Source organism: Streptomyces sp. NPDC046931 (assembly GCF_040644655.1).
Classification (GTDB): Bacteria; Actinomycetota; Actinomycetes; order Streptomycetales; family Streptomycetaceae; genus Streptomyces.
This window is the reverse complement of sequence record NZ_JBEYWX010000002.1, coordinates 142,675-162,499: the sequence shown is the minus strand read 5'-3', so window position 1 is coordinate 162,499 and position 19,825 is coordinate 142,675. Positions and strand designations below refer to the sequence as shown.

Here is a 19,825-nt window from a genome sequence, read left to right as displayed (position 1 = left end):
TCCGTCCCGTGACACCGGCGAATTTCGCACTTGTTAGAGAATGCGTCAACAGGCCCGAGCCCACCTGTGGACAACCTCGGCAATGGGGACAACACCGGCCGGTTCGACCACCCGGTTGTTCGACCTGAGGGTGACCCCTACGGGCCCGTACGACTGGAGGCTGACCCGCAGACAGCTCTTCGGTCTGACGACGGCAGTGGTACTCGTCACTACCGTCGATGACGTGACTGTGATCGCGACCGAAAGCCTGAGCAAGCGGTTCCCCCGGGTGACCGCGCTTGACCGGCTCTCCGTGGACGTCGGACCCGGTGTGACGGGGCTCGTCGGCGCCAATGGAGCCGGCAAGTCAACACTGATCAAGATCCTGCTGGGTCTGTCCCCCGCCACCGAGGGCCGTGCCGAGGTCCTCGGCCTGGATGTCGCCACCAAGGGCGGCGCCATCCGCGAGCGCGTGGGGTACATGCCGGAGCACGACTGCCTGCCGCCCGATGTGTCGGCCACCGAGTTCGTCGTCCACATGGCGCGGATGTCCGGGCTGCCCCCGGCCGCCGCCCGTGAGCGCACCGCGGACACCCTGCGCCACGTCGGCCTGTACGAGGAGCGCTACCGCCCCATCGGCGGCTACTCGACCGGCATGAAGCAGCGCGTGAAGCTTGCCCAGGCCCTGGTCCACGACCCCCAGCTGGTCTTCCTGGACGAGCCGACCAACGGTCTCGACCCGGTCGGCCGCGACGAGATGCTCGGCCTGATCCGCCGGGTGTACACCGACTTCGGCATCTCGGTCCTGGTCACCTCGCACCTGCTGGGCGAACTCGAGCGCACCTGCGATCACGTCGTCGTCGTCGACGGCGGCAAGCTGCTGCGCTCCAGCTCCACCCGGGACTTCACCCAGACCACCACGACCCTCGCGATCGAGGTGACCGACACCGACGAACACCCGGACGGCACCAGCGCGGCGCGCGACGCGCTCCTCGCGCGCGGGGTGACGACGCACGACGGCAGCGGGCTGCCGGGCGCCGGGCACATCCTGCTGCTGACCGCGGAGGGCGAGCAGACGTACGACCTGGTCCGGGACGTCGTCGCCGACCTGGGCCTCGGCCTGGTCCGCATGGAACAGCGCAGGCACCACATCGCGGAGGTCTTCAAGGACAGCGACGACCAGCGGAAGGAGGCGGTCGGCCATGGCGGTTGAGCAGCCCACGGCCCGCGCGGCCGAGCAGACCCGGATCCACAACATCGGCTACCGCGCGTACGACGGCCCGCGCCTGGGCCGCGCCTACGCCCGTCGTTCGCTGTACTCGCAGTCCCTGCGCGGCGCCTACGGCCTCGGCCGCTCGGTGAAGTCCAAGGTGCTGCCGATGCTGCTCTTCGTGGTGATGTGCGCGCCCGCACTGATCATGGTCGCGGTCGCGGTCGCCACGAAGGCGAAGGACCTGCCCGTCGACTACACGCGCTACGCGATCATCATGCAGGCCGTCATCGGCCTGTACATCGCCTCGCAGGCACCCCAGTCGGTCTCCCGGGACCTGCGCTTCAAGACCGTGCCCCTGTACTTCTCACGCCCCATCGAGACCGCCGACTACGTCCGCGCCAAGTACGCGGCCCTGGCCTCCGCCATGTTCATCCTGACGGCCGCGCCGCTGCTCGTCCTCTATGTGGGGGCGTTGCTCGCCAAGCTGGACTTCGGCCACCAGACGAAGGGATTCGCCGAAGGACTGGTCTCCGTGGCCCTGCTCTCCCTGCTGTTCTCCGGGATCGGCCTGGTGATCGCCGCGGCCACCCCCCGGCGTGGCTTCGGCATCGCAGCCGTCATCGCCGTCCTGACCATCTCGTACGGCGCCGTCTCCACCATCCAGGCCATCGCGGACGCGCAGTCGGGCGACTCCGCCGCCATCGTCTGGATGGGACTGTTCTCGCCCGTCACGCTCATCGACGGTGTGCAGACCGCCTTCCTGGGCGCGAGCTCCTCCTTCCCCGGCGGGGACGGACCCTCGACCGCACAGGGAGCCGTCTATCTCCTCGTCGTCCTGGGACTCATCGCGGGCAGCTACGGCCTGCTGATGCGCCGCTACCGAAAGGCCGGACTGTGACCACGCTCACCATCGACCACGTCTCGCGCTGGTTCGGCAACGTGGTCGCCGTCAACGACGTCACGATGACGATCGGCCCCGGCGTCACCGGCCTGCTGGGTCCGAACGGCGCGGGGAAGTCCACCCTCATCAACATGATGGGCGGCTTCCTCGCCCCCTCCACCGGCTCCGTCACGCTCGACGGACAGCCCGTGTGGCGCAACGAGGAGATCTACCGGCACATCGGCATCGTCCCCGAGCGCGAGGCGATGTACGACTTCCTCACCGGCCGCGAATTCGTCGTCGCCAACGCGGAGTTGCACGGCCTGGGAGCGAAGGCCGCCCAGCGGGCGCTCGCCACGGTCGAGATGGAGTACGCGCAGGACCGGAAGATCTCCACGTACTCCAAGGGCATGCGCCAGCGCGTGAAGATGGCGTCCGCGCTGGTGCACGATCCGTCCCTGCTGCTGCTCGACGAGCCGTTCAACGGCATGGACCCCCGCCAGCGCATGCAGCTGATGGAACTGCTGCGGCGCATGGGTGCCGAGGGCCGCACGGTGCTGTTCTCGTCTCACATCCTCGAAGAGGTCGAGCAACTCGCCTCGCACATCGAGGTGATCGTCGCCGGACGGCACGCGGCGAGCGGCGACTTCCGGAAGATCCGCCGCCTGATGACCGACCGCCCGCACCGCTATCTGGTGCGCTCCAGCGACGACCGGGCGCTCGCGGCCGCGCTGATCGCCGACCCGTCGACGTCCGGCATCGAAGTCGACCTCATGGAGGGCGCCCTGCGCATCCAGGCGGTGGACTTCGGGCGGTTCACGACCCTGCTGCCGAAGGTCGCGCGCGAGCACGGCATCCGGCTGCTCACGGTCTCGCCGTCCGACGAATCCCTCGAGTCCGTCTTCTCGTATCTGGTCGCGGCGTAGGAGGCCGAAGATGTACGACCCCACAGTCGCCCGCCTCACCTACCGGGGCCTGCTCGGCCGCCGCCGGGCCCTCATCCTCGGCGCGCTGCCCGCCCTGCTGATCGTGATCTCCGCGGTCGTCCGGGCGCTGACCGGCGCCGACGACCAAGTGGCCCACGACGTCCTCGGCGGCTTCGCGCTCGCCACCATGGTGCCGATCATCGGCGTCATCGCGGGCACCGGCGCGATCGGCCCCGAGATCGACGACGGCTCGGTGGTGTATCTGCTGGCCAAGCCGGTGAAGCGGCCCACGATCATCGTCACCAAGCTGATCGTCGCGATCGCGGTCACCATGGCGTTCTCGGCGCTGCCGACGTTCATCGCGGGCCTGATCCTCAACGGCAACGGCCAGCAGATCGCGGTCGCTTACACGGTGGCGGCGCTGGTCGCCTCCATCGCCTACGCCGCGCTGTTCCTGCTGTTCGGCACCGTGAGCCGGCACGCGGTGGTCTTCGGACTGGTCTACGCGCTGGTCTGGGAGGCGCTCTTCGGCTCGCTGGTCTCCGGGGCGCGCACGCTCAGCGTCCAGCAGTGGGCGCTCGCCGTGGCACACAAGGTCTCCGACAGCTCGCTCGTCACGTCGGACGTCGCACTGCCCACCGCGACGGTGCTGCTGATCGTGCTGACCCTGGGCGCCACCTGGTACGCGGGCCAGAAACTGCGGACGCTGACGCTGGCGGGCGAGGAGTGACAGCGCCCGAGGGGCCTCGGCGGGGCTCCGGCGCGGGTGCGGCCCGGGAGGAGGCCGCACCCGTAGGCGTCTCGGACACGGGCCGTTGTTCTTGTCTTATTCGAAGGCGCTTTTGACAGCGGCTTCACATCGGCTTGGGCACACTGGGCACAGGGGATGCGCTGCGGAAAGGACCGGGCATGACAGCGGACGCACCACAGGGCGAAGGGCCGGGAGAGACCGGGGAAGCCTGGGACGGCGTCGCGTTCGACGAGGACTTCATACGATCCGCGCCGACGACGGAGCCCTCCGCGCGCGCCCGGATGCTGGCCGCCCGCTGGCGGAACCAGTCGCCCGACCCCCAGCCCTGGCGTTCGGACGAGCCGCCCGCCGGCTGGTTCTTCAGCAAGGCCCGCCGCCGCAGGTGGCGTCGGCGGTAGCGGCCATGCGCCCCGCGGCGGGCGGAATTTAATCGGTGGCGCCCGATGCGGTGGACGGGCACAGTGGCTGTGTCCACGACGCCGGATCGAGCCGGCGCCACATTCTGGGAGAGGAGCTGGGCGATGTCCATGCACGGCAGTACGCCGGGCTCCCGACAGGGCAGCCCGCGGCGGGCTCCGGAGTAGTTACCCCTCCGTCGAGCCCGCCCCGCACGGGGAGCTGCCCGGGGCGGCCGCTTCGAGCACGCGAAGGGATTCGCGTGGGCCGCCCACCCGGAGGATTGGCCGAGCGGTAAGGCACAGGCTTGCTAAGCCTTGGTCGGGCCTGAAAAGCCCGCGCGCGTTCGATCCGCGCATCCTCCGCGAGACATGAACCGCGAGACATGACCGTATCCGGCGCACGGCGCCGCACCGGCTAACCCAGCAACCGCTCCAGCACCACCGCGATGCCGTCCTCCTCGTGGGAGAGCGTCACCTCGTCCGCGACCGCCTTGAGGTCCGCGTGCGCATTGGCCATGGCCACGCAGCAGCCCGCCCAGGCGAACATCGGTATGTCGTTCGGCATGTCCCCGAAGGCGATCGTGTCCGCGGCCTTCAACCCCAGGCGGCGGGCCGCCAGCGACAGCCCCGTGGCCTTCGTCAGGCCCAGCGGCAGGATCTCCACTATCCCCTGGCCCGCCATCGTGACGCCGACCAGACCCCCGGCGGCCTGCTGCGCCGCCTCGGCCAGCTCGTCGTCGCTCAGCCTCGGGTGCTGGATGTAGACCTTGTTCAGCGGTGCCGACCACAGGTCCGCCGGGTCACTGACCGGCCGGTACGGCAGCGGTCCGTCATGGACCCGGTAGCCGGGGCCGACGAGGACCTCCCCGTCCAGGCCGTCCCGGCTCGCCGCCAGCAGCAGCGGGCCCACCTCCGCCTCGATCTTCGCCAGCGCGAGACCCGCGATCTGCCGGTCCAGGGTCACCGACGTCAGCAGCCGCCGCTCCCCCGCGTGGTACACCTGTGCGCCCTGGCCGCACACCGCGAGCCCCCGGTACCCGAGGTCGTCGAGGATGGGGCGGGTCCACGGGACCGCGCGACCGGTGACGACGATATGCGCCGCGCCCGCCGCGGTGGCCGCGGCGAGCGCCGCACGGGTGCGCGCGGAGACCGTCTCGTCGGGACGCAGAAGCGTCCCGTCGAGATCGGTCGCGATCAGCTGGTACGGAAAACGGTCGGACCCGGCCGTGCTCACTTGGCCACGGGCTCCAGCAGCTCCCGGCCGCCCAGGTACGGGCGCAGGATCTCGGGCACCCGCACGGAGCCGTCGGCCAGCTGGTGGTTCTCCAGGATCGCCACGATCGTCCGCGGTACGGCGCACAGCGTGCCGTTCAGCGTCGCCAGCGGCTGCACCTTCTTGCCGTCCCGCATGCGGACCGACAGACGGCGGGCCTGGAAGCCGTCGCAGTTGGAGGTCGAGGTCAGCTCACGGTATTTGCCCTGGGTGGGGATCCAGGCCTCGCAGTCGTACTTGCGCGAGGCGGACGCGCCCAGGTCGCCCGTCGCCACGTCGATCACCTGGAACGGCAGTTCCAGGGCGTTGAGCCAGTCCTTCTCCCACTCCAGGAGCCGCTTGTGCTCGTTCTCCGCGTCCTCGGGGTCGACGTACGAGAACATCTCGACCTTGTCGAACTGATGCACGCGGAAGATGCCACGCGTGTCCTTGCCGTACGTGCCGGCCTCGCGGCGGAAGCACGGGGAGAAGCCCGCGTAACGCAGCGGCAGCCGGTCCGCGTCGATGATCTCGTCCATGTGGTACGCGGCGAGCGGGACCTCGGACGTGCCGACCAGATAGAAGTCGTCCTTCTCCAGGTGGTAGACGTTCTCCGCCGCCTGGCCGAGGAAGCCCGTGCCCTCCATGGCGCGCGGACGGACCAGGGCCGGGGTGAGCATCGGGATGAACCCGGCCTCCGTGGCCCGCGCCATCGCCGCGTTGACGAGCGCCAGCTCCAGCAGGGCGCCGACGCCCGTCAGGTAGTAGAAGCGCGAACCGGAGACCTTCGCGCCACGCTCGACGTCGATCGCGCCGAGCGCCTCGCCCAGCTCGAGGTGGTCCTTGGGCTCGAAGCCCTCGGCACCGAAGTCGCGGATGGTGCCGTGCGTCTCCAGGACGACGAAGTCCTCCTCGCCGCCGACCGGGACGTCGGGGTGCACCAGGTTGCCGAGCTGGAGCAGGAGCCGCTTGGTCTCCTCATCGGCCTCGTGCTGTTCGGCGTCGGCCGCCTTGACACCGGCGGCGAGCCGGCTCGCCTTCTCCAGCAGTTCGGCCTTCTCGTCTCCGGAGGCCTTGGGGATCAGCTTGCCGAGCGCCTTCTGCTCGGAACGGAGCTCGTCGAAGCGGACGCCGGACGACCTGCGCCGCTCGTCGGCGGAGAGGAGGGCGTCGACGAGCGCGACGTCCTCACCACGGGCGCGCTGGGACGCGCGAACACGGTCGGGGTCCTCACGGAGCAGACGAAGGTCAATCACCCCTCAAGGCTACCGGTGCGGAGTTGCGGCCTACGACTCCGTTTATCGATCCGCGCCACATGTTCCGTTCTGTGACAATTACGGAGCGTGTCAAGAAAGAGGGTACTGCCCCCGGAAGGAGGCGTTCCGGGCGCGCTCCATTGACTGCAATTCCTTGTGGACACCGGGATTTGAGCTTCGCTTGTCCACAGGTATCCACAGGCCCCCTGGAGTTATCCACAGGCTGTGCGGAAGATCTGTGGACTCCGAAGTTGATCATTCTGACGGCTCTCCCATGAGTCGGGAATTCGCGGAGCAAACCCTCACGACTTGCACTTTCGGGTGTAAAGGGGTCGCCTCAAAGTGTTGATCGAGAGAAACGGGTGGACAACAGTGTCGAACGCGGCGGTAGACGGACGGGGGGTCACGGGAGAGATTTGTCGACCCAGAAGTACCGCGTTGTCGACTTGTCCCCAGATCGAGAAGCCAACCTGTGGATAACTTCTGTGGACAACGAAAATCCGCAGGTAGTACCGGGCGCCCTGAACCGGCCGCCCTGGCTAGAACCGGCCGTCCTGGCAGCGGGCCACCCAGTCAGCGGCCTCCACGAACTCGCCGTCCGACGTCCCCGCCGGCGGAATCCGGACCTCGTCCGGCGTGATACCCGCACGCGGGTACGAGCCGAGGAACCGCACCTGGAGACAGATCCGCTTCAGCCCCATCAGGGCCTCGGCCACCCGGCGGTCGGAGATATGGCCCTCGGCGTCGATACAGAAGCAGTAGTTCCCGATTCCCGCTCCCGTCGGGCGGGACTGGAGCAGCATCAGGTTCACACCCCGGACGGCGAATTCTCCCAGCAGGTCGCGCAGGCCACCGGGGTGGTCGTCTCGCTGCCACAGAACGACCGAGGTCTTGTCGGCGCCCGTCGGAGCCGCCGGCCGGGCAGGCCTGCCGACCAGCACAAACCGTGTCTGCGCGTTCTCCGCGTCGTGGATGCCGGTCTCCAGCGCCTCAAGGCCATAACGCGCGGCGGCGAACTCGCCCGCGAACGCGGCGTCGTAGCGGCCCTCCTGGACCAGGCGGGCGCCGTCCGCGTTGGAGGCGGCGGACTCCCAGACGGCGTCCGGAAGGTGGGCCTTCAGCCAGTTGCGCACCTGCGGCTGCGCGGCCGGATGCGCGGTGACCGTCTTGATCTCGGAGAGCCTGGTGCCGGGCCTGACCAGCAGCGCGAAGGTGATCGACAGGAGGACCTCCCGGTAGATCATCAGCGGTTCACCGGCGACCAGCTCGTCGAGCGTGGTCGTGATGCCGCCCTCCACCGAGTTCTCGATCGGCACGAACGCGGCCTCGGCCTCGCCGTTGCGGACGGCGTCGAGCGCCGCCGGGACCGACACCATCGGGACGAGCTCCCGGGTCGCGGACTCCGGCAGCGTGCGCAGGGCCACCTCGGTGAAGGTGCCCTCGGGACCGAGATACGCATAGCTGGCTGGCATGACCTCACCCTAATGGGCCGGGCGGAAACCCGGCTCGCATCCATGGACAACGGCTGCGGCGTCGGACAGCGGCTGCGGCTTCGGACAACCGGTTGCGGGGTCCCCGGTCACCCCTCCAGCAGCCGCTGTCCGACGTACTCCCCCTGCGCAGCTCCGCCCGGCACCGCGAACAGGCCGCTCGCCTCGTGGCGGATGAACGGCGACAGCGCATCCCCCCGGTCGAGCTTGCGCTGGACCGGGACGAAACCGCGCACCGGGTCCGCCTGCCAGCAGATGAACAGCAGGCCCGCGTCGGGCGCCCCGTCCGCGTCGAAGCCGTCGTGGAAGGAGAACGGGCGGCGCAGCATCGCCGCGCCCCCGTTCCGGTCGGGCCGGGTGATACGCGCGTGCGCGTTCAGGGGCACGACCGGGGTGCCGTCGGCACCGGACTTCTCCAGGTCCATCTCGGTCGTCTCGGTGCCGCCGCTGAGCGGTGCCCCATCGGACTTTCGGCGTCCGATGACCGCCTCCTGCGTCTGGAGCGAGAGCTTCTCCCAGTCGTCGAGCAGCATGCGGATCCGGCGTACGACGGCGTACGAGCCGTTCGCCATCCATGCCGGGTCACCGGATGCGGGGACGAAGATCCGCCGGTCGAAGTCGGTGTCGGTCGGCTTCGGATTGCGTGTGCCGTCGATCTGGCCCATCAGATTGCGCGCCGTCATCGGGTGGGCGGTGGCGCCCGGGGAGCGGTTGAAGCCGTTCATCTGCCAGCGCAGCCGCGCCGCGCCGCCCGCCTCCTTCTGGATGGCGCGCAGGGCGTGGAAGGCGACGAGCGCGTCATCGGCACCGATCTGGACCCACAGATCGCCGTCGCTGCGGGACTTGTCCAGCCGGTCGGAGGAGAAATCGGGCAGCGGGTCCAGGGCGGACGGACGCTGCTTCTCCAGGCCCGTACGGGAGAAGAAGCTGTTACCGAAGCCGAAGGTGATCGTCAGGGCCGAGGGACCCGCGTCACGGGCGACGTCGGTGTCGTCGTGCGGGGCCGCCTCACCCGCCATCAGCCGCTCTGCGGTGACCGACCAGCGGCGCAGCAGCGCGGCGGCCTCCTTGCGGCCCGCACCCGGCGCCAGGTCGAAGGCGGCGAGATGGCCTCGCGCCTGGAGGGCGTCGGTGATGCCCGGCTGATGTTTCCCGTGAAACATCGCCCGGCCCGTGCCGAGGGAGGTCAGGGGAGGGGTCTTCGCGGATGGTGCCGCCGCGTATCCGGCGGCACCGCCGGCCGCGCCCAGCGCGAGCCCGGTGGCCCCGGCGGTCCCGAGGAGCCGCCGCCGCGAGATCGCTGCCCGCGGGAGGACACTGCCGGAAGCGGGCTCCCCGGGGGCGCTCCTGACGGGAACGGTCCTCTTCGAGGACCCCTTTGCCGCGGCTCCCCTGGGCGAGCGCTCGGCGGTGGGGTGGCCGGGCGCCTTCTGGGAAGGGATGCCCTCGGGGGACGCCTCCGGTGTGGACTGGTCAGCCATGGTGGGTTCAGCCGATCTTCGCGTTCTCGGTGACGGTTGCCTGGTCGATGTCGGAGGTCCGGACGGTCACCGCGATCTTCCAGTCGCCCGCCATGGGGATCTGCACGCCGCGCGCCGACCAGTGCCCGGTGGCGATGCGATCGGGCACGACGGGGAGCGGTCCGATCGCCTTGGACTCCAGGGTGAAGGCGACCTTGACCTCGGGGACGTCGAAGGCCTTGCCGTTGGGCCGCACCACATAGACGTGCATCTCGTTTCCGCCCACACGGGCCGGGTCGAGGGTGACCTCCACGGTGCCCTTCCCCTCCTGGCCGCCCGTGTCGAAGGGGACCTTCAGCGACAGGGGGCCCGACCGCTGCGAGGCGGACGCGGTGGCCGCCTTGGCCGCCTCCTCCGTACGCCCCGGCTCGGTCGTGGTGAGCGCGGTGGTGACGGCGAGCAGGACGATCGCGACGCCGGCCTCGGCGAGCACGGAGCGCCGCAGCGCCGAACGGACGGGGTCGGCCTCGCGGGCCCGCTTGGCCTGTGCCGCGGCCACCGCAGCCTGCTGCCGGGCCAGCTGCGCGGCCCGCTCCGGGTCGGGCACATTCCCCCGCGCGCTGCCCTCCGCCGACGCCTTCACCGATCCCTTGCCCGGCGCCTTCGCCGACGCTTTCACCGATCCCTTGGCCGAGGCCTTCGCCGCGACGGTCGCGCGCTTGGTCTCCGTCGTGCGCTGCTTCCCCGCCGAGCCTTCCGTCACCACCGCCGCGGCCGGCCCATCCGCCAGCCGCGCCGTCCAGCGCCGTGAGATCCAGGCGATACCCACGAGAACGGCGACCAGGGCGACCTTCACGAGCAGCAACTGCCCGTAGGACGTCCCGGTCAGGGCGGACCACGAGCCGAGCTGACGCCACGCCTGGTAGACCCCGGTCGCTGTCAGCGCCACGACGCTCCCGAAGGCGAGGCGCGAGAAGCGCCGCACGGCCGCCGCCTCGAACGAGGGTGCCCGGTACAGCACCACGAGCAGGGTGGTGAGCCCGCCCAGCCAGCAGGCGACAGCCAGCAGATGCAGGACGTCGACCGGCATCGAGAGACCGGTCTGGATGCCGGTCGAGGCATGCTCGGCCATCGCCCAGGTCGCCGCGAGTCCCGCCGCCACGACGGCCCCGCCGAGGGCGAGACCGAAGGTGAGGTCCCGCTTCTCGGCGTCCTGGGCGGCGGCGTCCTCGAAGGAGGAGCCGTCTTCGCCGTCCGCGCCCTCGCCGTCCGCGCCCTCGCCGTCCGCGTCCTCGCCGGCCGCCGCCTCGGCACCCGTGTCCCGTCGCACGTACGCCCCGAAGAGCACCGCGATGAAGAGCGCCCCCGCCGCGAGCAGCAGCAGCCGGGAGACCAGCGCCGCCCCGGCCTTGGTCTGGAGCACCTGCCCGGCCAGGGACACCTCGAAGATGTCGGCGACCCTCCCCGAGCCGGTGTACGAACCGCGCAGGAGCAACAGCGCGAGCGTCGCCGAGGTGAGGGCCACCCACCCGGAGACCACCAGCCGCTGCACCGCCCGCACGCCGGCGCCCCGCTGCCAGCAGGCCAGCACGAAGGCCGCGCCGCCGACCAGGACGATGAACCCGGCGTAGGAGACGTACCGTCCGAGACCGTAGAGCCAGCCGACGACGCCGCCGCCCGCGGCCGGGCCGGAGGCCGAAACCGTGGTCGCGGACGGCGCGCCGACGGAGAAGGTGAAGGCGCCGGAGACAGGGTGGCTGTCCGCCGACACCACCTGGTACGTGACGGTGTACGTGCCCTTGGGCAGGCCCGCGCGCACCCGCACCCCGTACATCGTCCCGCTCAGGTTGGACGGCTTCCCGGTGTCGACGCGCTGTCCCTGTGGATCGAGGACCCGTAGTGAGCCGTCGGAGAGCGCCACGTTCTCGGAGAAGGTGAGGGTGACCTGGGTGGGCGCCTTGTCGACCACCGTTCCCTGCGCGGGGTCGCTGCCGATCAGCGCGGCGTGCGCGGAGGCGGGCGCGGCCCCGGCGAAGAGTGCGCCCATCACGGCGAGCAGCAGCACCAGCAGTGCCTGGAGCGCCTGGAGACGCCGCGTGCGCGGCAGCGCCGTGCGGATGTTTCTCCGGACGTGCGCGTCGGGAGCGATGGCCTGCGTCACGGTGATCCCTCTCTCAGTGCCCGGTCTTCGGGGAGTACGTCGCCGACTTCACCGGCATCTCGACCGTGACCGTTCCGGACTTGGCAAAGTGCAGCTGCACGGGCACCTTGTCGCCCTGCTTCGGCTTGCGGGTGAGGTCCTCGAACATCAGGTGGCTGCCGCCGCTCGCGAAGTCGAGTGTGCCGTCCGCGGGCACCTGGAACGACTTCTCCTCCTCCATCGCTCCGTCCTTGGTGGAGTGCAGCGTGACGTCACGGGCGGCGCTGCTCGTGACGGAGGTGAGGGTGTCGGCGCCGCCGGAGTTGGTCACGGTGAAGAAGCCGGCCGCCATGTCGCCGGTGACGGGCGCGGGCATGTAGGCGCCGTTGACCTTCAGTTCGGGCCGCGCCGAGGAGGAGCCGCCCGAGCCGCCGCAGCCCGCGAGCACCAGACCCGCCGCCGTCAGCGCGGCGACCCGGCCGAGACGGAGACTCACGGGTTCTCTCCCTTGATGATCTTGGGCAGGTCCTTGGTGTAGTCGTCGACGGTGGCATCCTGGCCGTAGAGCAGATAGCCCCCGTCGGTCTTCGGCGAGAACGCGATGACCTGGGTGCCGTGGGTTGAGGCGATCTTGCCGTCCTTCCCCTTCCGCGGCGCCTCGACGGTGATGCCGAGGCTGCGGGCGCCGGCCTGGATCGTGGGGAAGTCGCCGGTCAGGCCCACGACGTCGGGGTCGATGCCCTGGAGCCACTTGCCGAGCGCGGCAGGGGTGTCACGCTCCGGGTCGGTGGTGACGAACACGATCCGCAGCGAGTCCTTCTGCGCCTGGGTCAGCTCCTTGCTCTTCTCCGTCTCCTTCCTGGCGACGGCGAGGTTGTTCATGGTGAGCGGGCAGACGTCGGGGCAGTGGGTGTAGCCGAAGTAGACCAGCGTCGGCTTGCCCTTGGTCTGTGCGCGCAGGTCGTACTTCCTGCCGTGGGTGTCGGTGAGGACGAGGTCCGGCTTCTCGAACGGCTGGTCGAGAACGGTGGCGGCCTTGTTCGAGCCGGACTCCGCGGAGACCTCGGCGACCGGCTTGTCGCCGTCGACGCCGGTTCCGCAGGCGGAGAGGGTGAGCACGGCGGCGGCGAGGAGAGCGGCCGCGGCGAGCGTCTTCTTCGTGCGCATAGAGAAATGTCCCAGAGGTAAGGGTTCAGATGTGCGCCGGGGTCATGCGGGACGCGTCACGGCGATGCCGTACGACCCCGGCGCGTGTCCGGAAGGGAGTCGGAACTCAGGCCTGCGGGGCGCGTCGGCGGCCGGCCAGAACGCCGTACGCCACGCCTGCCGCGCCGACCACGATGCCCACGATGCCGAGGACGCGGGCGGTGGTGTCACTGGAGGGGGAGCCCTCGGCCGCGGTCTCCTCGGCGGCCGACCCGGTGGAGGCGTCCCCGGCGCCGGAACCGTGGTGACCGGAGGCGGCGGCGGTCAGCTGGAGCACCGGGGCCGGGTTCTCGGGCTCCTCCTGGCCCTCCTTCTCCGGTTCGATCCAGCGCACGACCTCGTTGTCGGAGTACGTCTGGAGCGCCTTGAAGGCGAGCTGGTCGGTGTTCTCGGGGAGCTGGCCGACGGAGAGCGGGAACTTCTGGAAGTAGCCCGGTTCGATGCCCTTGCCGGTGGCGGTCCAGGTCACCTTGGTGACGGCCTCGTCGATCTGCTTGCCGTGCAGCGTGAGCGGCTTGTCCAGCTTGGACTTGGTGACCTGCACCTTCCAGCCGTCGAGGGGCTGCGGCATCACCGAGGCGAGCGGATGGTCGGCCGGGAAGGTGACCTCGAGCCTGGTGGTCGAGGCGTTGTCACGCTCGTTCGGGACCTTGAAGTCGACGACCGCGTAGCCGCCCTTGGCGGCCGCGCCCTCCGGCTGCACGGTGACGTGCGCGAACGCGGGGACGGACAGGAACAGCACGGCCGACGCGGCGACGGCACCGGTGACGGCGAGACGGGACGGCTTCAGGGAGCTCTTGATGGACTTCATGACGCGAGAAACACTCCACTCCGAGTGAGAGTCCGTTGAGGAAGAGGGGGCGTGTGCGCAGGGGGCGCCACGGTCGTGGCGCTTCACGGGCACGCGCGCGTGCCGCGCGACGGCGGCCCCTTCCCAACAGGACGAGGGGCGGCGTGTCGCGTCAGGCAGCGAGGACGCAGGAAGTGGGGGAGGGCGGTCCGCGCCGGATCACCGCATGCCGCAGCGCGGTCGTCCGTGGCTTCGGCGCCACGAGGAACACGGTGCGCGGGCGGGCGCCCGCTTCGGGGGGCGTGGGAAGCCCGGCCAGCAGGGCGCGCACAAGGGCGAACGAGGACCGCAGCGCCCGTACGAGCGCCCCTTCGGCGACCCCGTGCGCCGACAGGCTCATGAGCCGCAGCAGCGCCCTGTCCCCGTGGCGCAGCAGCCACCCGGCGGCGACGGCCGCGAGGACGTGGCCGAGCAGCATCGGCACGGACGGCAGCACCGACCACCACGAACCGGCCGTGGTCGACAGCGCGTCCGCCGGGTGGTGCATGGCGGCCATGTCCGTCCCCATGCCGAGCCGCGCGTCGGTGAGGATCTTCTGGGCTTGGGCGGGGGAGATCGCCGCCGCGGTGGTGCCGCACAGCAGGTGTGCGGCCCGTGCCACGAGCGTGGCATCGGCCGTCGCCGTCGCGTTCGACGCCATCGACGGCGCACCGGAGTGGTGCCCGAGCCCGAACAGGGTGTGCAACACGCTCTGGCCCACCGCGAGGAGAGCCGCGATGCCCGGCAGCGAGCGCTCGCGCCCGGCGAGCACGGCGGTGACGGCGAACACGCCGAGGAAGCCGGCGCCCAGCGTCCACAGCGGAATCGTGGCGCAGGAGGCGAGTGCGTGCCCGGCACCGGCCAGCACGACGCAGACCGCGGCGAACACCGCGGCCCGCAGGAACCGCAGCTCGCATCCGGTGCGCGGCGTGCGTTGGTGGGGGGCACTCATGGCGGCCTCATCATCGCACTGACCGTTCGGCGCCCATGCGGCAGGTCCGCAAGATGGCTTTCGTGCGGTATGCGGAGGGGTGTTCTCGGAAAATCGCATTCCGGCGATGCGGGCTGCGTGCATACACCCCTTCCCGGCCTCGGCGCATCCGCCGTACGGGCGGGATCTCGTCGCACGGGTGATTGCGGCCGCGTACGCGCGGCAATACGTAACGGTATGTCGAGCCGCAGCCAGGAGGCTGGAGCATGAGCATCTGGTGGTCACTCCAACTGCGGCGCGAGGCTGCGAGCGTGCCGCTCGCCCGACGGCTCCTGATGGGCACGATGGAGACCGCGGGCGTCGACCCGGACATCTCCTACGACATCTCCGTCGCCCTGAGCGAGGCCTGTGCCAACGCGGTCGAGCACGGCGGCGGCACCGCCCTCGGCGGCATGTCGGAGGGGTATCGGGTCACGGCGTACCTCGACGGCGAGACGTGCCGCATCGAAGTCGCCGACTCGGGCCCGGGCTTCCCCCTCGGCAGATCCCGTGCTGTGACCCTGCCGAGCTGTACCGACGCGGAGCACGGTCGGGGGCTGTGCCTCATCGAGGAACTCGCCGACCATGTCCACATCGGCAACACGCCGGGGCGGGACGGGGCGGTGGTGAGCTTCGACAAGATCCTGAAGTGGAAGAAGGGTTCCCCGCTGGCGGTCGTGTAGCCGGGGCCCGGCCTGCGGGCGGCCGCAGGGAGCACGCCGCCCCGCCGCGCCCGAGGGCGCCTGAGGCCGTCAGGTACCGGGGGCCTCCGCCGCTCATGCGAAAGGCCGGGTGCACCGCTCCACGGTCACCCGGCCCTTCACCGCCGTATCAGCTCTTCAGGGACGCCATCCACGCCTCGACCTCGTCGGAGCGCCGCGGAAGGCCCGCCGACAGGTTCCGGTTGCCGTCCTCCGTGACCAGGATGTCGTCCTCGATGCGGACGCCGATGCCGCGGTACTCCTCCGGGACGGTGAGGTCGTCCGCCTGGAAGTACAGGCCCGGCTCGACCGTGAGCACCATGCCCGCCTCCAGCGTGCCGTCCACATACGTCTCGGTGCGCGCGGCGGCGCAGTCGTGGACGTCCATGCCGAGCATGTGGCCCGTGCCGTGCAGGGTCCAGCGACGCTGCAGGCCCAGCTCCAGGACGCGCTCCACAGGGCCCTCGACCAGGCCCCACTCGACCAGCTTCTCGACCAGCACGCGCTGGGCGGCGTCGTGGAAGTCGCGGAACTTGGCGCCTGGCTTCACCGCCGCGATACCGGCCTCCTGGGCCTCGTACACGGCGTCGTAGATCTTCTTCTGAATCTCGCTGTAGGTGCCGTCGACCGGAAGCGTGCGGGTGACGTCCGCGGTGTAGTACGTGTGCGTCTCCACGCCCGCGTCCAGCAGGAGCAGGTCCCCGGAGCGGACCGGGCCGTCGTTGCGTACCCAGTGCAGCGTGCACGCGTGCGGGCCCGCCGCGCAGATGGAGCCGTAGCCGACGTCGTTGCCTTCCACGCGGGCGCGCAGGAAGAACGTTCCCTCGATGTAGCGCTCGGAGGTGGCCTCCGCCTTGTCGAGGACCCTCACCACGTCCTCGAAGCCGCGCACGGTCGAGTCGACGGCCTTCTGGAGCTCACCGATCTCGAAGTCGTCCTTGACCAGACGGGCCTCGGAGAGGAAGACGCGCAGTTCCTCGTCGCGCTCGGCGGTGACCTTGTCGTGCAGCGCGGCCTCGATGCCGGCGTCGTGGCCGCGGACGACCCGGACCGGTCCGGTGGCCTCCTTCAGCTTTTCGGGCAGCTCGCGCACGTCCGACGCGGGGATGCCGTACAGCTGCTCGGCCTCGGCGAGCGAGTGGCGGCGGCCGACCCACAGTTCGCCCTGGCCGGAGAGCCAGAACTCGCCGTTCTCACGGTTGGAGCGGGGCAGCAGGTAGATCGTCGCCTTGTGGCCGCTCTTCCCGTCCGGGGAGGTGGCCGGCTCCAGGACGAGAACGCCGTCCTCGGTCTGGTTGCCGGTGAGGTAGGCGTACTCGACGGAGGCCCGGAAGGGGTACTCGGTGTCATTCGAGCGGGTCTTCAGATTGCCCGCGGGGACCACCAGGCGCTCGCCCGGGAAGCGCGCGGACAGAGCGGCGCGGCGGGCGGCGGTCTCGGCGGTCTGGGCGATCGGCCGCAGGCCGTGCAGCTCGGTGTCGGCCCAGCCGGATTTCATGTTCTCGGCCAGCTCGTCGGAAACGCCCGGGTACAGGCCGTTCTTGCGCTGCTTGATCGGCTCTTCGGTCTCGTCCGGGGTCGCCGGAGTGAGCTCGTCCGCCACGGTCATCCTCCTTGGATACGGCACTGGGCCCCCACCATCGTACGGTCGTACTGAAGGGGGCCCAGGGACGGAACGCCTGTTACCGAAGGAAGCCGTGCCCTTACTCGAACCGTGCCGCCAGCAGCACCACGTCCTCCGTGCTGTCCGCCTCGTCCAGGCCGTCGGGCAGCACCGTGCGCAGTACGTGGTCGGCGACCGCCCCCGGGTCGGCGCGCACCGGCCTCGGCACGCCGGCGGCCGCCGCGTGCAGCCGGGCGAAGGCGCGGTCCAGGGAGTCTCCGGTGCGGTGCAGCAGCCCATCGGTGTACATCAGTACGGTTTCGCCCGGCTCCGCGGTCAGCTCGATGCTGGGCGCCTCCCAGCAGGCCAGCATCCCGAGGGGCGCCGACAGCGAGGTCTCGACGAACTCCGTGCGCCGCGGGCCGATCAGGAGTGGCGGGCTGTGCCCGGCGCCGGCGAGTGTGAGCCTGCGCAGCGCGGGCTCGCAGTATGCGAACAGGGCGGTGGCGGAACGGGCGGGTTCGGTGAGCCGCAGCAGCAGCTCCAGGTCGGACAGGACCGCCACCGGGTCCTCGCCCTCCATCACGGCGTAGGCGCGCAGGGAGGCCCGCAGCCGTCCCATGGCGGCGACCGCGCTGGACCCCGACCCGGTCACGGAGCCGACCGCGAGACCGAGTGCGGCGTCGGGCAGCGGCAGCGCGTCGTACCAGTCGCCGCCCCCACGCGGGCCGGTGCGGCGCCGGGCGGCGAGCTGGACGCCCGAGACCCGGGGCAGCCGGGTCGGCAGCAGCTCCTCGGAGATCGTCGTCAGGCACACGCGCGTGCGCTCGATCTCGACCATCCGCGCCAGATGCTCGGTCGCGTAGCGGGCGTAGAGGCCGACGAGGTGGCGCTGGCGCTCGACCGGTTCGGCGGGTTCGTCGTAGAGCCACACGGCGGCGCCGAGACGGCCGGCCGCCTCGCTGGACAGCGGAAGGGCGTAGCTGGCGGCATAGCCGAGCCGGGCGGCGACCTCGCGGTGGCGGGGGTCGAGGCCGTCCTCGGAGAACAGATCCGGCTGAGCGATCTCGCGCTCACCGCCCGGCAGTCCGTCCAGGATCCTGCCGTACGACAGCGCGCTGCGCGGCACGGTCTCCATGTGCCCGAGGTCGGCGCGCGCCAGGCCGAGGCCGATCGTGGTGTCGGGGCCGAGCCCGTCGCGCGGCTCCAGTACGACAAGACCGCGCCGGGCCCCCACGAGGGCGGCTCCGGCGCGCAGCAGTTCCTGGAGCGCATCGGCGAGCGAGTCCGTGCGCGCAAGGCGTTCGGTGAGTTCGTGGAGGGTCGTCAGATCGGAGACCCAGCCGGCGAGCCGGTCCTGGAGGAGGGCTCCCGGCCCGACGGGGACGGTGGGCACGGCCGAAGGCGCACCCGTGGCGGCAGGCGTCGGCGCAACAGTGTGTGCGGGCGGAGGAACCGCTGAATCGATTCCGGCCACTTTCGGAGGGTGAGGGGCGTTCATGGCGTCCGGCTTTCGAACCGGTGCGTATTGCTGGATAGCATCGCAAACCCCCATGTCAATCTGCGCCGCTAGCGGTGTCTCCACATGTACACGCACTCGTAAGGGGATGTCCAGCATTGTCCTGCTGGGATTCCTGGTGTCCGTGTGGCGCTCTTACTCTCTTGCGAGGATGCAAAGTTGGCTTAAAACCGCCTCGGGTATCGGCCTATTGCGGTCGACTGGCCTTGTTCGACGGAGCGTCACAGCGGTCGTGATGGGTACGTACTCGGTGAAGGCCAGGGGTGGTTGGGGATCACCCGGAACCTGGCGCCGGACCCGGGCGTCTTAACCACCGACGATCGAGCCCCATCCTCCCGTGACGGAGGCGGCGAGCAAGAGCGGGACGGCACATCGCCAGGCGCCGCCACCCCACGCCATGCCCATGCTGGTCATGGGCGCAGTATGGACGGACGCAGCCAACGCTCGGCCCATAGGGGTTCCCCTTGTCCACGACAGGGGTGTGATGCGCCAGTAGGTACGCACAGTGAAGTGATCGACACATGGTGTGATGTGGTCCTCGGTGTTGCCAGGCGTGCAACGGAAAGGAACGAGCGCTCATGCGCGAGATCCTCGGAAGGCGACGCAGGCTCCTGTCCACGCGGAGGGACGGAAAGCCTGAGCTGATCGGCGCGGCTCTGACCTTCGCGACCGCATGGCAGTGGCCGGTTCTCCCGGGTGTGGCACCCGACCCGCAGGGACGTGCCCGCTGCGGATGCCCCGACCCGGAGTGCACGGTGCCCGGCGCGCACCCCTTCGACCCCGGGCTGCTCGCGGCCAGCACCGACGAGCGCATGGTGCGCTGGTGGTGGACCAACCGGCCCTCCGCACCGATCGTGCTGGCCACCGGGGGCAGGGCGCCGTGCGCGGTGAGCCTGCCCGCCCTCGCGGCCTCGCGCGCCCTGGCCGCGCTCGACCGGAAGGGCATGCGTCTCGGCCCGGTCGTGGCGGGGCCGCACCGCTGGGCGATCCTCGTGGCGCCGTACTCCATGGAGCAACTGGGCGAACTGCTCTACGCCCAGGACTTCGTCCCCGGCTCGCTGCGCTTCCACGGCGAGGGCGGCTATCTTGCCCTCCCCCCGTCCGAGACCGGGCACGGGCAGATCCGCTGGGAGCGCGCCCCGCTGCCCGGCTCCGCCTCGCCCTGGGTCCCCGACGTGGAGGCCGTCGTCGACGCCGTCGTGGAGGCCCTCACTCGTAAGGGTGTGAGCGCCCCCGAGTTGTAGGGGTGTCG

At 70.7% G+C, this 19,825-nt stretch carries 18 protein-coding genes and 1 tRNA gene; 8 read left to right on the top strand and 11 right to left on the bottom strand.

Annotated features, from left to right (window positions below; all coding sequences use genetic code 11):
- Window positions 1–229 precede the first annotated feature (229 nt).
- From ABZ876_RS04805 to ABZ876_RS04780, 6 genes are all read left to right on the top strand, one after another.
- Window positions 230–1,192: an ABC transporter ATP-binding protein gene (locus tag ABZ876_RS04805; protein ID WP_361775543.1), complete on the top strand. Its 963-nt coding sequence runs from the start codon at window positions 230–232 to the stop codon at window positions 1,190–1,192.
- A complete protein-coding gene (locus ABZ876_RS04800; RefSeq protein WP_361774288.1) occupies window positions 1,182–2,090 on the top strand; it encodes an ABC transporter permease in 909 nt (302 codons plus the stop codon). Before ABZ876_RS04805 ends, ABZ876_RS04800 begins: the two co-directional genes overlap by 11 nt.
- A complete protein-coding gene (locus ABZ876_RS04795; RefSeq protein ID WP_361774285.1) occupies window positions 2,087–2,998 on the top strand; it encodes an ABC transporter ATP-binding protein in 912 nt (303 codons plus the stop codon). Before ABZ876_RS04800 ends, ABZ876_RS04795 begins: the two co-directional genes overlap by 4 nt.
- Window positions 2,999–3,008: 10 nt before the next feature.
- Window positions 3,009–3,728, top strand: a complete 720-nt coding sequence (locus ABZ876_RS04790) for an ABC transporter permease subunit (protein ID WP_361774282.1) — start codon at window positions 3,009–3,011, stop codon at window positions 3,726–3,728.
- Window positions 3,729–3,907: 179 nt separating this feature from the next.
- Window positions 3,908–4,147, top strand: coding sequence for a hypothetical protein (locus ABZ876_RS04785; protein ID WP_361774279.1), 240 nt, complete (start codon window positions 3,908–3,910; stop codon window positions 4,145–4,147).
- Between the two features lie 275 nt (window positions 4,148–4,422).
- A tRNA-Ser gene (locus ABZ876_RS04780) sits at window positions 4,423–4,510 on the top strand.
- A 52-nt stretch (window positions 4,511–4,562) separates the two neighbouring features.
- Here the strand turns inward: ABZ876_RS04780 and ABZ876_RS04775 are convergent.
- The 9 genes from ABZ876_RS04775 to ABZ876_RS04735 all read right to left on the bottom strand — a co-directional run bounded on the left by ABZ876_RS04775 (window position 4,563) and on the right by ABZ876_RS04735 (window position 14,732).
- Window positions 4,563–5,381 (bottom strand): HAD family hydrolase, encoded by an 819-nt coding sequence (locus tag ABZ876_RS04775; protein ID WP_361774276.1) that lies wholly within the window; start codon window positions 5,379–5,381, stop codon window positions 4,563–4,565.
- On the bottom strand, window positions 5,378–6,655 hold the full coding sequence (gene serS / locus ABZ876_RS04770) for a serine--tRNA ligase (protein ID WP_361774274.1): 1,278 nt from the start codon (window positions 6,653–6,655) through the stop codon (window positions 5,378–5,380). Before serS ends, ABZ876_RS04775 begins: the two co-directional genes overlap by 4 nt.
- A 539-nt stretch (window positions 6,656–7,194) precedes the next feature.
- On the bottom strand, window positions 7,195–8,127 hold the full coding sequence (pheA, locus tag ABZ876_RS04765) for a prephenate dehydratase (protein ID WP_361774271.1): 933 nt from the start codon (window positions 8,125–8,127) through the stop codon (window positions 7,195–7,197).
- Window positions 8,128–8,234: 107 nt separating this feature from the next.
- Window positions 8,235–9,626, bottom strand: a complete 1,392-nt coding sequence (efeB, locus tag ABZ876_RS04760; protein WP_361774268.1) for an iron uptake transporter deferrochelatase/peroxidase subunit — start codon at window positions 9,624–9,626, stop codon at window positions 8,235–8,237.
- 7 nt (window positions 9,627–9,633) lie between these two features.
- Window positions 9,634–11,652, bottom strand: coding sequence for a copper resistance protein CopC (locus ABZ876_RS04755; protein ID WP_361775540.1), 2,019 nt, complete (start codon window positions 11,650–11,652; stop codon window positions 9,634–9,636).
- Between the two features lie 127 nt (window positions 11,653–11,779).
- The gene (locus ABZ876_RS04750) at window positions 11,780–12,241 is read right to left on the bottom strand and encodes a copper chaperone PCu(A)C (protein ID WP_361774265.1); all 462 of its coding nucleotides are present in this window, start codon (window positions 12,239–12,241) and stop codon (window positions 11,780–11,782) included.
- On the bottom strand, window positions 12,238–12,912 hold the full coding sequence (locus tag ABZ876_RS04745; RefSeq protein ID WP_361774263.1) for an SCO family protein: 675 nt from the start codon (window positions 12,910–12,912) through the stop codon (window positions 12,238–12,240). The genes ABZ876_RS04750 and ABZ876_RS04745 overlap by 4 nt, the downstream gene beginning before the upstream one ends.
- 106 nt (window positions 12,913–13,018) lie before the next feature.
- The gene (locus ABZ876_RS04740) at window positions 13,019–13,762 is read right to left on the bottom strand and encodes a YcnI family protein (RefSeq protein ID WP_361774260.1); all 744 of its coding nucleotides are present in this window, start codon (window positions 13,760–13,762) and stop codon (window positions 13,019–13,021) included.
- Between the two features lie 151 nt (window positions 13,763–13,913).
- Complete coding sequence (locus tag ABZ876_RS04735; protein ID WP_361774257.1) at window positions 13,914–14,732, bottom strand: hypothetical protein; 819 nt, start codon at window positions 14,730–14,732, stop codon at window positions 13,914–13,916.
- Between the two features lie 245 nt (window positions 14,733–14,977).
- Here ABZ876_RS04735 and ABZ876_RS04730 point away from each other — a divergent pair, with 245 nt between their 5' ends.
- The gene (locus tag ABZ876_RS04730; RefSeq protein ID WP_361774254.1) at window positions 14,978–15,433 is read left to right on the top strand and encodes an ATP-binding protein; all 456 of its coding nucleotides are present in this window, start codon (window positions 14,978–14,980) and stop codon (window positions 15,431–15,433) included.
- A 148-nt stretch (window positions 15,434–15,581) separates the two neighbouring features.
- Here the strand turns inward: ABZ876_RS04730 and ABZ876_RS04725 are convergent, their stop codons facing one another.
- Both ABZ876_RS04725 and ABZ876_RS04720 read right to left on the bottom strand, forming a co-directional pair.
- On the bottom strand, window positions 15,582–17,060 hold the full coding sequence (locus tag ABZ876_RS04725; RefSeq protein WP_361774251.1) for an aminopeptidase P family protein: 1,479 nt from the start codon (window positions 17,058–17,060) through the stop codon (window positions 15,582–15,584).
- A 94-nt stretch (window positions 17,061–17,154) separates the two neighbouring features.
- The gene (locus ABZ876_RS04720; protein WP_361774248.1) at window positions 17,155–18,672 is read right to left on the bottom strand and encodes a PP2C family protein-serine/threonine phosphatase; all 1,518 of its coding nucleotides are present in this window, start codon (window positions 18,670–18,672) and stop codon (window positions 17,155–17,157) included.
- Window positions 18,673–19,151: 479 nt separating this feature from the next.
- Between ABZ876_RS04720 and ABZ876_RS04715 the strand changes: the two genes are divergently transcribed.
- Complete coding sequence (locus tag ABZ876_RS04715) at window positions 19,152–19,817, top strand: bifunctional DNA primase/polymerase (protein ID WP_361774245.1); 666 nt, start codon at window positions 19,152–19,154, stop codon at window positions 19,815–19,817.
- The last annotated feature ends 8 nt before the right edge of the window (window positions 19,818–19,825 follow it).